Below are 12,895 nucleotides of genomic sequence, written 5' to 3' on the forward strand. Positions count from 1 at the left end.
GGTCTTTGTTGTTGGGCCGGGAGCTGGGGGCGCTGCCCCCGCCGGCCTTACGGCGGACTCCCCCGGGATATTTTTGCCAAGAGGAAGATCAGGCGGCGGCCTCCAGGGCGGCGGCCGTTGCGTCCAGACGGGCAACCGCCTCGGCGATCTCCTCCTCGGTGATGTTGAGCGGCGGCAGCAGGCGCACGATATTGTCGGCGGCGGGCACGGTGATCAGCTCCTGCGCATAGCCCGCCTTGACGAAATCGCCCGGAGCAACCTTGGTCTTGAGGCCGATCATCAGCCCCTGTCCGCGCACTTCCTCGAAGATATCGGGATGGGCCGCGACGAGGCCTTCCAGCTTTTGCCGGATGAGGCCCGCCTTGCGGCTCACCTCGTCGAGGAAGCCCTCGGCGCAGATCACGTCCATCACCGCACCGCCGACGGCGCAGGCCAGCGGGTTGCCGCCATAGGTGGAGCCATGGGTGCCCGCGGTCATGCCCGAGGCCGCCTCTTCGGTGGCCAGCACCGCGCCCAGCGGGAAGCCCCCGCCGATGCCCTTGGCGACCATCATGATGTCGGGGGTGATGCCCGCGAATTCATGCGCGAAGAGACGCCCGGTCCGGCCCATGCCGCATTGCACCTCGTCGAGGATCAGCAGCACGCCGCGCTCGTCGCAAAGCTTGCGCAGCGCCTTGAGTTGGTCATCGAGCAGCGGGCGGATGCCGCCTTCGCCCTGCACCGGCTCGATCAGGATCGCCCCGGTGTGCTCGTCAATCGCCGCCTCGAGCGCCTCCATGTCGCCGAAGGGCAGATGTTTGAAGCCCGGCAGGATCGGCCCGAAGCCCTTCACCATCTTTTCGGTGCCCGCGGCGGCGATGCCCGCAGAGGACCGGCCATGGAACGAGCCGGTGAAGGCGATGATGTCGGTCTTCTCGGGCTGGCCCTTCTCGTACCAGTATTTGCGCGCCATCTTCACCGCCAGCTCACAGCTTTCGGTGCCCGAGTTGGTGAAGAAAACTGTGTCAGCAAAGGTCGCACCCACCAGCTTGTCGGCCAGCGCCTGCTGCTGCGGGATCTCATAGAGGTTCGACACGTGCCACAGGTTACCCGCCTGCTCGGTGAGCGCGGCCACCAGCGTCGGATGCGCGTGGCCCAGAGCGTTCACCGCGATGCCGCTGCCCATGTCGAGAAATCGGCGCCCGTCCTCCTCGATCAGCCAGCAGCCTTCGCCCTTCACGAAGTGAAGCGGCGCGCGCGAATAGGTCGGCAGGACGGAGGGGATCATTGGGTCTTCCTCTGCAATGAGGCCCGATTGGTGCCAAGGGCCCGGGGCCAAGTCAAGTTTTCAAAGGGGATGTCAGACGGACAAGCGTATGCGGCGCGCCCGGATTGGGCACGAAGGGAGGAGCTCAGGCTCGTCGGATTCGGATCACTTGCGTCATGGCGCTGCTCTTGCCGGGTTTCGCGGCGTAAATCAAGCACCTTACGCGGGCTCAGCTGCCGAAGGGATCGTCGGGATAGCCGACACCCATCAGATAGAGCCCATCGGGCGGGCACACCGGGCCGCAGGCGGCGCGGTCGGCGGCCTGCAGCGCCGCCTTCACATCCTCGGGCTGCCAACTGCCCGCGCCGACGCGCTCCAGCGTGCCGACAATCGAGCGCACCTGATTGTGCAGGAAGCTGCGGGCGCGCAGGTGGAAGTGGTATTCGGTGCCCGCGCCGGTCTCGATCTCTTCGATCCGGCATTCGTCCAGCGTCTTCACCGGCGAGGCGGCCTGACACATGGTCGAGCGGAAGGTGGTGAAATCATGCAGGCCGATGAGATGCGCCGCGCCCTCGCGCATCGCCTCCAGCGACAGCTGGTTCATCACCCGCCAGACCTGCCCCTTCTCCAGCGTCGCGGGCGCGCGGCGCACCAGCACCCGGAAAAGATAGCGCCGCTCCATGGCCGAGAAGCGCGCGTGCCAGTCATCCGCGACCGCGGCGCAGGCGCGGATCGCGACCGGCGCGGGCTTGAGATGGAAGTTCAGCGCCTCTCCAAGACGGAACGGATCCCAGACCTTCTCCATGTCGCAATGGGCCACCTGCCCGCGCGCGTGCACGCCCGCGTCGGTGCGCCCGGCGGCGGCGATCGTATGATCGCGCTTTTCGAGTTTCGCCAAGGCGGCTTCGATCGCCCCCTGAACCGAGGGCTGATCCGCCTGACGCTGCCAGCCCGCGAAGGGCCCGCCATCATATTCCACCAAAAGCGCGTATCTGGGCATGGCTTGCCCCTTACCCCGCCGCCGCGCCCCCAGCAATCCCCGCGAACGCCCGCCACTTCCTCTTGGCACAAATATCCCGGGGGTGAGGCGCATAGCGCCGAGGGGGCAGCGCCCCCTCCACCTAGACCTACCCAAACCTGCAACCTCGGCCTGCACCACTGGCAACCGGGCGCATCCGCCTCTATCTGTTACATCAAACGCAGAACGAGGGGCTCCACTTTGGTCATCGGAACCATTGCCGACACGCTCAGCCGCGGCGTCGGCAACGTCAGTGACACGCTGTCTGAAACCTTCTTCGAGCCGGTGATCCGCCTCGGCGTCACCGGGCTGTCGCGGGCGGGCAAGACCGTCTTCATCACCTCGCTGGTGGCCAATCTGCTCGACCGCGGGCGCATGCCGCAGCTGGCTGCCGAGGCGGAGGCGCGCATCCTCGCCGCCTATCTGCAGCCCCAGCCCGACGACACGGTGCCGCGCTTCGACTATGAGACCCATCTCGCCGCGCTCACCGCCCGCACGCCGCATTGGCCCGAGAGCACGCGCGCGGTTTCCGAACTTCGGCTGTCGCTGAAGGTGCGGCCCACGGGCATGCTGGCGGGGCTGCAGGGGCCGCGCACCCTGCATCTCGATATCGTCGACTACCCGGGCGAATGGCTGCTTGACCTCTCGCTGCTCGAACAGAGCTTCGAGGCGTGGACCGACGCGACACTCAAACGCCTGCCGCAGCGGCCCGGCGCCGAGCCTTTCCTTGCGCTGATCGGCGGGGTCGATCCCAACGAGGAGTTCTCCGAGCCGAAGGCCAAGGCGCTGGCCGCCTCTTTCACCGAGGCGCTGAACATTGCCCGCGAGGCGGGGTTTTCGGACTGCACGCCAGGGCGCTTCCTGTTGCCCGGCGAGAAGGAAGGCAGCCCGGCGCTGACCTTCGCGCCGCTGCCCAAGCCCGAAGACCCCGCGCGGCGCGGGCTCTGGCGCGAGATGGAGCGGCGATTCGAGGCCTATAAGTCGCAGATCGTTAAACCTTTCTTCCGCGATCACTTCTCGCGCATCGACCGGCAGATCGTGCTGGTGGATGCGCTTGGCGCGATCCACGCCGGGCCGCAGGCGCTGGAGGATCTGCGCCGCACCATGGCCGGGATCCTCGGCGCCTTTCGTCCCGGCCCCAACGCGTGGCTGACGCAATTGCTGCGCGGGCGGCGGGTGGAGAAGATCCTCTTTGCCGCCACCAAGGCCGACCACCTGCACCACAGCCAGCACGGGCGATTGACCGCGATCATGGAGGCGCTGACCCGCGAGGCCCGCGACCGTGCGCGGTTCGCCGGGGCCGAGACCTCGGCGATGTCCATGGCCGCACTGCGTGCCACCGTCGAGCAGACGCTGCCGCATGAGGGGCGCGAGCTTGACTGTGTGCGCGGCACGCTGCTGAACCCCGACGGCTCGCGCGGGCGGCAGGCGGCCTTCTACCCCGGTGCGCTGCCCGAGGATCCGACGCATCTGCTGACCCCCGCGCGCGAAGGGGCCGAGCAATGGCTGGGCGATGACTATGAGATCATGCGCTTCGCCCCGGCCCCGCTCACGCTGAAACCCGGCGAGGGCCCGCCGCATATCCGCCTCGACCGCGCGGCGCAGTTCCTCTTTGGGGACCGGCTGTGAGCGCCCCTGCCCCGACCCTGCGCGCGGCCCGCTCCACCGATGCGGGCCAGCTTGGTGCGATGATCTCCGACGCGGTGGCGGCGCATCCGTGGAAGCCGGTGCTGCACAGCGGCGCCGAAGATATCGCCCACGCCGGGCAGATGATCGCGCGCGGCTGGGTCACCGTGGCCGAGGCCGAAGACGGGCGGCTGCAGGGCTTTCTGGCCCGCGAGGAAGGCTATGTGCATGCGCTCTTCGTGACGCCGCAGGCGCAGGGAAGCGGCGTCGGGCGGGCGCTGCTTGATGCGGCGAAAGGGGCCGCCGAACGGCTGGAGCTTTGGACCTTCGTTGCCAACACGCAGGCCCGGCGGTTCTACGAGCGCGCCGGATTTGCGGTCATGCGCCGCGGCGACGGTTCGGCCAATGACGAGGGCCTGCCTGATCTTTTCTACGTATGGGAGGCGCAGGCCTCCCCCAGCATGGAGGCCCGCGGATGAGCGACCTGCCCCCGAACACGCCGCCGCGTCAGGGACCGATCCTGATTGATCTCGACGAGGATCAGGGACCGGCGGCAAGCCCGTCCGAAGCACCGCCGGTGCCCGAGCCCGACCTTCCCGGCCCGCAGGGGCAGGCGATGACCACCGCCGCGGCGCTCGCCGCCCGCCGCCCGTCGAAGCTGGCGCGCTGGTTCTGGGCTCTGGCGGGCACGCTGCTGACCACGCTGATCTCGATTGCGGCGTGGCGCTTCGTGACCGATCTCATTGCCTCGGTGCCGCTGCTGGGGCTGGCGGTGACGGTGCTCCTTGCGCTCTTCGTGCTGGTCGCGCTGGCCATCGTGGTCAAGGAACTGGCGGCGATCTCGCGGCTGGCCAAGGTGGACGCGCTGCACCGCGCCGCCGATGCCGCGCTGGCTGCCGAGGACCTCAAGGCCGCGCGCAAGCTGGTGGGCGATCTGTCGTCGCTCTACGCGGGTCGCGAGGACACGCGCTGGGGACGGCAGCGGCTGAAGGAGCGCGGCGAGGAAGTCTTTGACGCCTCGGGGTTGATCGGGCTGGCCGAGACCGAACTTCTGGAACCGCTCGACCGCGCCGCCCGGCGCGAGGTCGAGGCGGCGGCGCGGCAAGTCGCCACTGTGACTGCGCTGGTGCCGCTGGCGCTGGCCGATGTGATCGCCGCGCTTTCGTCCAACATCCGCATGATCCGCCGCATCGCCGAGATCTACGGCGGGCGCTCGGGCACGCTGGGCAGCTGGCGGCTGACGCGGGCGGTCATGTCGCATCTGGTGGCCACTGGCGCGGTGGCGGTCGGGGACGACATGCTCGAGCCCGTGCTCGGTGGCGGCCTTTTGGGCAAGCTCTCGCGCCGCTTCGGCGAGGGGATGGTCAACGGCGCGCTGACCGCACGGGTCGGCGTCGCGGCGATCGAGGTCTGCCGCCCCCTGCCCTTCATCCGCCGCAAGCGCCCGCCGGTGCGCGACATCATCCGCACCGCGCTGGCCGGGCTGGTGATGAAGGACAGCAGCAAGGGCTGAGCGCGCCATCTGGCGGCGGCGTCCATCGCGGCGCCGGGTGATCAAAGGCAAATTGATCAAAGACAAGTTGATCAAAGACAAGTTGATCAAAGACAAGGCGCGCGCGCTGCGGCAGGGTCACTCTATGCCCGCAAGCAGGAGCCAGCCGCATGACCAGCCAGCCCGACATCTCCACCGACCTGCCGCAGCCCGAGGGCCACGGACGGCTGCGCGACATCGTTTACGGTGCCATCGACGGATCGGTGACCACTTTCGCCATCGTCGCCGGGGTGGCCGGAGCCGAGCTGTCGCCCTTCATCATCCTCGCGCTTGGCTTTGCCAATGTGCTGGCGGACGGGTTCTCGATGGCGGCGGGCAATTATTCGGGCACCAAGGCGGAACTCGACGATCTGCACCGGCTGCGGCAGGCGGAATGCGCGCGGATCGACACGGCTCCCGAGACCGCCCGCCGCGACCTGCGCGCGCAATTGGCCCGGCAGGGTCTCTCCGGTGAGGTGCTGGAGGCGGCGACAGCGCAGATCGCCGCCAACCCCGAGCATTGGTGCACGCAGCTTCTGGCCGGGGATCATGGGCTGTCGTCGGTGGACCCGCAGCCGATGCGCGCCGCGCTGGCCACTTTCGCCGCGTTCCTCGCCGCCGGGCTGGTGCCGCTTCTGCCCTTCGTTCTGGGGCTGGGCAACGCTCTGGAGGTGGCGACCGTGCTGACGCTCGCCTGCTTCTTCGCGATCGGCGCCTACAAGAGCCGCTGGTCGCTCAGCCCGTGGTGGCGCTCGGGCCTCGAGACGCTGGCCATCGGCGGCGTGGCGGCGGGCATCGCCTTTGTCGTCGGACGGCTCTTCGCACTTTGACGGCGCGCTTTAAAGGCAGCCAGCGCCGCGACGGCCCCCTAAGAGATCACGAAACCATCACCGGCGGCGCTGGCCTGAACAAACCCCGTTACGCGGGGCCGGTCGAAAGCGAAAGCCCCTGCCCATACCATCCGTGAGTGGCAGCGAAGCCGCTGCGGCTGGACAGGGGCGCACCAAGCGCCAGCCACAATTGGCCAGCGCACTCAGGAAGTCGGCAGCGTCGGTGCCGCCTCACTCCCCCGGAACGGAGCTTATGGCTCCGCCCCCCGGCGCGGTGGCGGGGGCGTCCCCATCCCCGTGCACGCGCAGGGTTCCGATCCCGACCATCAGGCCGAGCACAAGCAGGACCGCCACCAGAAGACCCCCGGCAAAATTACCGAAGGCGCCGGTCTGCGGCGGCTCTGCAATACGCATGGTCGGCTCTGCCCTCAGGGTCGAGCCATAGGCGCCGCCACGCGGCAGATCTTCGTCACGATAGGCCATCGAGCCTCCATGGGTTCGCTATGGGTGCGTCCGGTTCGGGCCGCGAAAGCCCGGCGTGCACCGCGTCTGCCCGTAACAACCTCATTTTGGTCCGGCGGGTCCTTCACTTCCTTCGTGATTGCGGAATTCGGCGCGCAGCCGCCAAATCCCGCTTGGGCCATTGGCCGATCCCCGCCAGCGCCTCGGGGCAGGCGGCGCCAGAGCGCCGGACTGCCGCAGCGTCACCGGGGGATTTCCGCCCATGGCGTGTATTTCGGCACCAGCCTTGGGCACCGCGCGCAAGCTCTGGACCATCGCGAGTCGCTTGCCTATAAGGCGCGCATGATGCCCCGCAATGCGATCATCATTCGAATTACATGCCCGGCGCTCTGATCAATAGAGCCGCCGGGACAAGGCGTATGGACCGCCGCGCCGACCTTTCTCAGACATCCGACATCATTTCCGGGACCGCAGAACATGTGCGCCGACACCACCACCCAGACGCCTGACTACAAGGACACGCTGAACCTTCCGAAGACCGAATTCCCGATGCGCGCGGGCCTGCCCAAGCGCGAGCCGGAATGGCTGGAGCGTTGGGCCAAGATCGGCATCTACGACCGGCTCCGCGACAAGGCCGAGGACGGCGCGCGCACGCCCTTCACGCTGCACGACGGCCCGCCCTATGCCAACGGTCACCTGCACATCGGCCACGCGCTGAACAAGACCATCAAGGACATGATCGTGCGCTCGCACCAGATGATGGGTCATGATGCGCGCTATGTGCCGGGCTGGGACTGTCACGGCCTGCCGATCGAGTGGAAGATCGAAGAGCAGTACCGCAAGAAGGGCAAGAACAAGGACGAGGTTCCGGTCATCGACTTCCGGCAGGAATGCCGCAAGTTCGCCGAAGGCTGGGTCGACATCCAGCGCGACGAGTTCAAGCGCCTTGGCATCACCGGCAACTGGGACGATCCCTATCTGACCATGGCGTTCCACGCCGAGCGGGTGATCGCGGAAGAGTTCCAGAAGTTCCTGATGAACGGCACGCTCTATCAGGGCTCGAAGCCGGTCATGTGGTCGCCGGTCGAAAAGACCGCGCTGGCCGAGGCCGAGATCGAGTACCACGACCACAAGTCGCACACGATCTGGGTGCCGTTCAAAATCGTCTCGGGCGGCGAGCTTGATGGCGCGCGCGTGGTGATCTGGACCACAACCCCCTGGACCATCCCGTCGAACAAGGCCGTCGCCTACCACCCGCAGATCGAATACGGCCTCTACGAGGTCACCGGCACCCCCGAGGAATGCTGGTGCTCGGTCGGCGATCTCTACGTCGTGGCCGACAAGCTGGCTGGCGACGTGTTCAAAGCTGCCCGCCTCGAGCCCGATATGGTCTCGCGCAAGCGCAGCATTTCGGCCGATGAGCTGTCGGGCATGACCCTCGCCCACCCGCTGCGCGGCGTCGACGGCGCCGAGGGCTTCTGGGACTACGACGTGCCGATGATCGACGGCGACCATGTCACCGACGACGCGGGCACCGGCTTTGTGCACACCGCCCCCAGCCACGGTGCCGACGACTATGAGTGCTTCGTCAAGCGCAACTGGATCGACCGGATGACCCACAACGTGGGCGAGGAATCCGAGTTCCTGCCGCATGTGCCGTTCTTTGCCGGGCTGCGCGTGTTCGATCAGAAGGGGAAGGAAGGCAAGGCCAACAACGCCGTGATCGCCAAACTGGTCGAGGCTGGCGGCATCATCGCGCGTGGCCGCGTCACCCACTCCTACCCGCACAGCTGGCGCTCCAAGGCGCCGGTGATCTTCCGCAACACGCCGCAGTGGTTCGCTGCCATCGACCGCGACGTGCAGGACGGGCAGGACGAGAACGGCAAGACCATCCGGGATCGCGCCCTCACCTGCATCGATCAGGTGAAATGGACACCGCAATCGGGCCGCAACCGTCTTTACTCGATGATGGAAGCGCGTCCGGACTGGGTGCTCTCGCGCCAGCGCGCCTGGGGCGTGCCGCTGACCTGCTTCACCAAAAAGGGCGCGCTGCCCACCGACGAGGGCTTCCTGCTGAAGGACCCGGCGGTGAACGCGCGCATCTGCGAGGCCTTCGAGACCGAGGGCGCCGATTGCTGGTACGCCGATGGCGCCAAGGAGCGCTTCCTTGGTGCGGATTACAACGCCGATGAATGGGAGCAGGTCTACGACGTGCTCGACGTGTGGTTCGATAGCGGCTCGACCCATGCCTTCGTGCTGCGCGACCGCGCCGATGGCACCAAGGACGGCATCGCCGACGTCTACATGGAAGGCACCGACCAGCACCGCGGCTGGTTCCACAGCTCGCTGCTGCAGTCGGTCGGCACCACCGGCCACGCGCCCTATCGCAACGTGGTCACCCATGGCTTCACGCTGGACGAGAAGGGCAACAAGATGTCCAAATCGCTCGGCAATACCATCGTGCCCGAAGAGGTGATCAAACAGTATGGCGCCGACATCCTGCGCCTCTGGGTCGCCCAGACCGATTACACCGCCGACCAGCGGATCGGGCCGGAGATCCTCAAGGGTGTGGCCGACAGCTACCGCCGCCTGCGCAACACCATGCGCTTCATGCTCGGCGCGCTTGGCCACTTCGAGGAAAGCGACCGGGTCGACGCCGCCGACATGCCCGAGCTGGAGCGCTGGGTGCTGCACCGTCTGGCCGAGCTCGACGAGGTGGTGCGCGAGGGCTACCGCGCCTATGACTTCCAGCACGTGTTCCAGCAGGTCTTCACCTTCTGCACCGTGGATCTGTCGGCCTTCTACTTCGACATCCGCAAGGACGCGCTTTACTGCGACGGCGACACCGCCCGCCGCAAGGCCGCCCGCACGGTCATGGACCTGCTGTTCCACCGTCTGACCACATGGCTCGCGCCGGTGCTGCCCTTCACCATGGAAGACGTCTGGCTGGACCGCTTCCCGGGCGAGCAAAGCTCGGTGCACCTGCAAGACTTCCCCGCCACCCCGGCGGACTGGCGCGATGCCGCGCTGGCCGAGAAATGGGGCAAGGTGCGCCTTGCTCGCCGCGCGGTCACAGCGGCGCTGGAGCTGCAGCGCACCGAGAAGGTCATCGGCGCCTCGCTCGAAGCGGCCCCGGTGGTGCATGTGGAGGACGCGGACATGCTCGAGGCGCTGAAGTCGGTCGCTTTCGAGGATATCTGCATCACCTCGAACGTCGCGCTAACCGCCGATCCGGCCCCGGCAGAGGCCTTCCGCATGGCCGATGTGCCGAATGTGGGCGTGGTCTTTGAAAAGGCCGAGGGCGAGAAATGCCAGCGCTGCTGGAAGATCCTCCCCGATGTGGGCACGCACAGCCATTCGTCCACCTGCGCGCGCTGCGACGAAGCGCTGGGGTAAGCGAGGCGCCCCTGCCCGTCGCCGCTTTGGCGGTGCGGGCGGAAGGTGAGTATTTGGGGAAAGATGAAAGGGCCGGGGTGGCGATCACCCCGGCCCTTTTTGCAATTCGGGAAGCGGGCGGCTCAGCCGCCCTGATGCATCATCCGCTCGTGCACCGCCTGCATGCCGCGTGCGGCCATGTCCGAAACCTCGGCGGCATGGGTGTGCAGCGCCGCCACCATCTGCGGATCATCCGAGGTCTGGGTGACGATGATCCCGGAGTCCGTCACCTCGATCTGCGTGTCGATCGCCTCGGGGCGGGCGAAGAAGATGTCGAGCGTCGGGCTCTGGATGAAGACCTTGGGATCGTCCCCCGCCTCGACCCTCGCGATCATCCCGGTGACATGGCTGACGAGCACGCCCATCACCTCTGGATCGGAGGAGCGCGTCACCGTCCTGATGCCGTCCGGCAGATTGGTGACCTCGCGTGTGAAGGTGCGAAAATTGCGGAACATGGTGGCAAGCTCGGCGCTTTCCTCGGGCGTGGCGTTGAGACCGCGCAGGCCCGGCATGTTGACTTCATCATGCCCGGTGCCATCGGCGCCATGGCCATGCATCATGCCCGCGCCCGTCTGGCCCCCCATATGGCCCCCTGCGCCATGGCCCTGCATTTGGGCGTGCCCTGTGCCCGCCAACAGAAGCGTGGCACAGGCGGCCAAAGGCGCGACATAGGCGGCTATGGAGTGGGACATGCGGTTGCGATGCGCGGACATTTGGGCTCTCCCCCTCTGAGGTCTGCGGCCCATGCTACAGCGCCCCCGCGGGCGCGCCAAAGCGATACGTTCAAATTGACGAATTTGTTAGGCCGCACAAAGAAAAAGGCGCCCCCAAGGGGCGCCTGTCTCAAGCTCGGCGGAAATGCGCGCTCAACGGGTCGGGATGCTGACCCGGAACTGGACCGTCTCGATGCCGGGGTTGTTGTCGTAGATGTCGGCGTTCGAGCGGTGATCATAGCTGAGGCCAAAGCGCCAGCCCATGCGGTTCTCGTAGCCCAGTTCGATCCCCGAGCGGAACTCGATCGGACCGCCAAGCTCGAAGCCGCCATTGTCGGCATAAAGCCCCGGCATGGCGTGCAGTTCGGCATAGAAGGGCGTGTTGCCAAGCGCGGTGTTCCACGTCGCACCATAGCCGATCCAGCTTTCGCCATCCTCGGCCAGCGACACGCCGATGGCCTGACCGAAGGGGCCAAACTTGCGACCGAAATCGTAGCGCAGATAGACCTCGGGCTTCGCCTCGGCGTGGCGCTCGACCACCGAGCCTGCCGAGAAGGCGAGCCGCGGCGAGGTTTCGCTGCTGCCGACGCAGCCGCTCGACGTGCCGCAATAGTTGACGCCCATGTCGCTGAGACCCGCGATCAGCATGAGCACTGCAAAGGTTCCGTTTGCCATTCTACTACCCTTCGATCTGCCCCGACGCCTGACGCGCCTTGATTTTACCTAGCGTCTCAATGGCGCATGCGGCACGGGCTGTCCACCCGCCGCAGCGCACGCCGCCCGAGGCGATCCTTCGGCGCAACAGCGCCTCAGCGCGAAAGCGCGTCCAGCAGGCCCTCTGCGGCGCGTTCGATGAGCTCGAGCGTGCCGTCAAAATCGCGTGTGTAGTAGGGATCGGGCACCTCGGTGGCACCACTGCCCGGCGCGTAATCGGTGAAGAGGCGCAGCTCGGCCCCACCCTGTGCCGGGCGCAGGCGCTCGAGATTTTCGAGGTTCGACGGGTCCATGGCGATGATCAGATCGAAGCGGTGGAAATCCTCGGCCGCCACCTGCCGCGCGCGCAGCCGCGACAGATCGTAGCCGCGGGTCCGCGCCGCGCGCTGCATCGGACCGTAGGGCGGCTCGCCCACATGCCAGTCTCCGGTGCCGGCGCTGTCAATCTCGAGCGCGACGCCGCGCTCTGCGGCCCTCACACGCAGCACCCCCTCCGCCGAGGGAGAGCGGCAGATATTGCCCAAGCAGACAAAGAGGATACGGTAAGCCATGCGGGTCTCCTTCCGGGGCCGGTGATAGCCTGTCCACGCGGCAGGCGCAAAGCAGGAGACGGACAAATTGGCAAAGCTGGGCAAGATCGTCATTCTCACCGGAGCAGGCATCTCTGCCGAAAGCGGGCTGGGCACCTTCCGCGACGAGGGCGGGCTTTGGGCACAGCACCGGATCGAGGATGTGGCCACGCCCGAGGGTTTTGCCCGCAACCCCACGCTGGTGCATGACTTCTACAACGCCCGCCGAGCGCAGGCCGCCGAGGCCACGCCCAACGCGGCCCATGCTGCCCTTGCGCGTCTGCAGCGCGAGCATGCGGGCGAGGTGATCCTTGTGACCCAGAACGTCGACGGGCTGCATGAGGCGGCGGGCGCCAAGGCGCTGCACATGCATGGGGCGCTTGAAGGCGCGCTCTGCGCCGTCTGCGGGTCTCGCTGGACGGCGCCGCTGGTCATGGCCCCTGCCGAACCCTGCCCCAGTTGCGGGCGCGCCGCGACGCGCCCCGACATCGTCTGGTTCGGAGAGATGCCCTATTACATGGACGAGATCGCCGAGCACCTCGGAAGCTGCGATCTCTTTGCCGCCATTGGCACCTCCGGGCAGGTTTATCCTGCCGCTGGCTTCGTGCAGGAGGCGACCTATGCCGGGGCCCATACGGTGGAGCTCAACCTCGCCGACAGCGACGGCTCGCGACTCTTTGCCGAGCATCGGGTCGGACCGGCGAGCCGGATCGTGCCGCTTTGGGTTGAGGACCTGCTGGCGGGCTGAAGC

The 12,895-nt window shown here is 67.3% G+C and carries 12 protein-coding genes; 6 read left to right on the forward strand and 6 right to left on the reverse strand.

Going from position 1 to position 12,895, the window contains the following annotated elements:
• Positions 1 to 88: 88 nt before the first annotated feature.
• Positions 89 to 1,267, reverse strand: a complete 1,179-nt coding sequence (locus AYJ57_RS15465; RefSeq protein WP_066107916.1) for an aspartate aminotransferase family protein — start codon at positions 1,265 to 1,267, stop codon at positions 89 to 91.
• A gap of 208 nt (positions 1,268 to 1,475) precedes the next feature.
• Positions 1,476 to 2,246: a tRNA pseudouridine(38-40) synthase TruA gene (gene truA, locus AYJ57_RS15470; RefSeq protein ID WP_066107919.1), complete on the reverse strand. Its 771-nt coding sequence runs from the start codon at positions 2,244 to 2,246 to the stop codon at positions 1,476 to 1,478.
• 219 nt (positions 2,247 to 2,465) lie between these two features.
• On the opposite strand from truA, the gene AYJ57_RS15475 reads away from it, so the two are divergent.
• The 4 genes from AYJ57_RS15475 (at position 2,466) to AYJ57_RS15490 (ending at position 6,251) form a co-directional block, all read left to right on the forward strand.
• On the forward strand, positions 2,466 to 3,893 hold the full coding sequence (locus AYJ57_RS15475; RefSeq protein ID WP_066107922.1) for a YcjX family protein: 1,428 nt from the start codon (positions 2,466 to 2,468) through the stop codon (positions 3,891 to 3,893).
• Complete coding sequence (locus tag AYJ57_RS15480; RefSeq protein WP_335740018.1) at positions 3,890 to 4,369, forward strand: GNAT family N-acetyltransferase; 480 nt, start codon at positions 3,890 to 3,892, stop codon at positions 4,367 to 4,369. Before AYJ57_RS15475 ends, AYJ57_RS15480 begins: the two co-directional genes overlap by 4 nt.
• The gene (locus tag AYJ57_RS15485) at positions 4,366 to 5,403 is read left to right on the forward strand and encodes a YcjF family protein (RefSeq protein ID WP_066107924.1); all 1,038 of its coding nucleotides are present in this window, start codon (positions 4,366 to 4,368) and stop codon (positions 5,401 to 5,403) included. The genes AYJ57_RS15480 and AYJ57_RS15485 overlap by 4 nt, the downstream gene beginning before the upstream one ends.
• Before the next feature lie 149 nt (positions 5,404 to 5,552).
• Positions 5,553 to 6,251: a VIT1/CCC1 transporter family protein gene (locus AYJ57_RS15490; protein WP_066107927.1), complete on the forward strand. Its 699-nt coding sequence runs from the start codon at positions 5,553 to 5,555 to the stop codon at positions 6,249 to 6,251.
• 231 nt (positions 6,252 to 6,482) lie between these two features.
• Here the strand turns inward: AYJ57_RS15490 and AYJ57_RS15495 are convergent, their stop codons facing one another.
• Entirely contained in the window at positions 6,483 to 6,734 is a 252-nt protein-coding gene (locus AYJ57_RS15495) for a hypothetical protein (RefSeq protein WP_066107929.1), read from the reverse strand.
• Between the two features lie 456 nt (positions 6,735 to 7,190).
• Between AYJ57_RS15495 and ileS the strand changes: the two genes are divergently transcribed.
• Entirely contained in the window at positions 7,191 to 10,109 is a 2,919-nt protein-coding gene (gene ileS / locus AYJ57_RS15500; RefSeq protein WP_066107931.1) for an isoleucine--tRNA ligase, read from the forward strand.
• A gap of 122 nt (positions 10,110 to 10,231) precedes the next feature.
• Here ileS and AYJ57_RS15505 read toward each other — a convergent pair whose 3' ends face one another.
• The 3 genes from AYJ57_RS15505 to AYJ57_RS15515 all read right to left on the reverse strand — a co-directional run bounded on the left by AYJ57_RS15505 (position 10,232) and on the right by AYJ57_RS15515 (position 12,126).
• Positions 10,232 to 10,861: a hypothetical protein gene (locus AYJ57_RS15505; protein WP_237220251.1), complete on the reverse strand. Its 630-nt coding sequence runs from the start codon at positions 10,859 to 10,861 to the stop codon at positions 10,232 to 10,234.
• 153 nt (positions 10,862 to 11,014) lie between these two features.
• On the reverse strand, positions 11,015 to 11,536 hold the full coding sequence (locus AYJ57_RS15510; RefSeq protein WP_066107934.1) for an acyloxyacyl hydrolase: 522 nt from the start codon (positions 11,534 to 11,536) through the stop codon (positions 11,015 to 11,017).
• Positions 11,537 to 11,670: 134 nt separating this feature from the next.
• Positions 11,671 to 12,126 carry a low molecular weight protein-tyrosine-phosphatase gene (locus AYJ57_RS15515; protein WP_066107937.1) on the reverse strand — a complete coding sequence of 152 codons (456 nt, stop codon included), beginning with the start codon at positions 12,124 to 12,126 and terminating at the stop codon, positions 11,671 to 11,673.
• A 76-nt stretch (positions 12,127 to 12,202) separates the two neighbouring features.
• Between AYJ57_RS15515 and AYJ57_RS15520 the strand changes: the two genes are divergently transcribed.
• The gene (locus AYJ57_RS15520; RefSeq protein WP_066110384.1) at positions 12,203 to 12,892 is read left to right on the forward strand and encodes an NAD-dependent deacylase; all 690 of its coding nucleotides are present in this window, start codon (positions 12,203 to 12,205) and stop codon (positions 12,890 to 12,892) included.
• Positions 12,893 to 12,895 lie beyond the last annotated feature (3 nt).

Source organism: Salipiger sp. CCB-MM3 (genome assembly GCF_001687105.1).
GTDB lineage: Bacteria > Pseudomonadota > Alphaproteobacteria > Rhodobacterales > Rhodobacteraceae > Salipiger.

Bases quoted from the DNA above. Each gene is read 5' to 3' on its own strand.
- AYJ57_RS15465 (WP_066107916.1), bottom strand. From the start codon at position 1,267: ATGATCCCCTCCGTCCTGCCGACCTATTCGCGCGCGCCGCTTCACTTC.
- truA (WP_066107919.1), bottom strand. From the start codon at position 2,246: ATGCCCAGATACGCGCTTTTGGTGGAATATGATGGCGGGCCCTTCGCG.
- AYJ57_RS15485 (WP_066107924.1), top strand. From the start codon at position 4,366: ATGAGCGACCTGCCCCCGAACACGCCGCCGCGTCAGGGACCGATCCTG.
- AYJ57_RS15490 (WP_066107927.1), top strand. From the start codon at position 5,553: ATGACCAGCCAGCCCGACATCTCCACCGACCTGCCGCAGCCCGAGGGC.
- AYJ57_RS15495 (WP_066107929.1), bottom strand. From the start codon at position 6,734: ATGGCCTATCGTGACGAAGATCTGCCGCGTGGCGGCGCCTATGGCTCG.
- ileS (WP_066107931.1), top strand. From the start codon at position 7,191: ATGTGCGCCGACACCACCACCCAGACGCCTGACTACAAGGACACGCTG.
- AYJ57_RS15505 (WP_237220251.1), bottom strand. From the start codon at position 10,861: ATGTCCGCGCATCGCAACCGCATGTCCCACTCCATAGCCGCCTATGTC.
- AYJ57_RS15510 (WP_066107934.1), bottom strand. From the start codon at position 11,536: ATGGCAAACGGAACCTTTGCAGTGCTCATGCTGATCGCGGGTCTCAGC.
- AYJ57_RS15515 (WP_066107937.1), bottom strand. From the start codon at position 12,126: ATGGCTTACCGTATCCTCTTTGTCTGCTTGGGCAATATCTGCCGCTCT.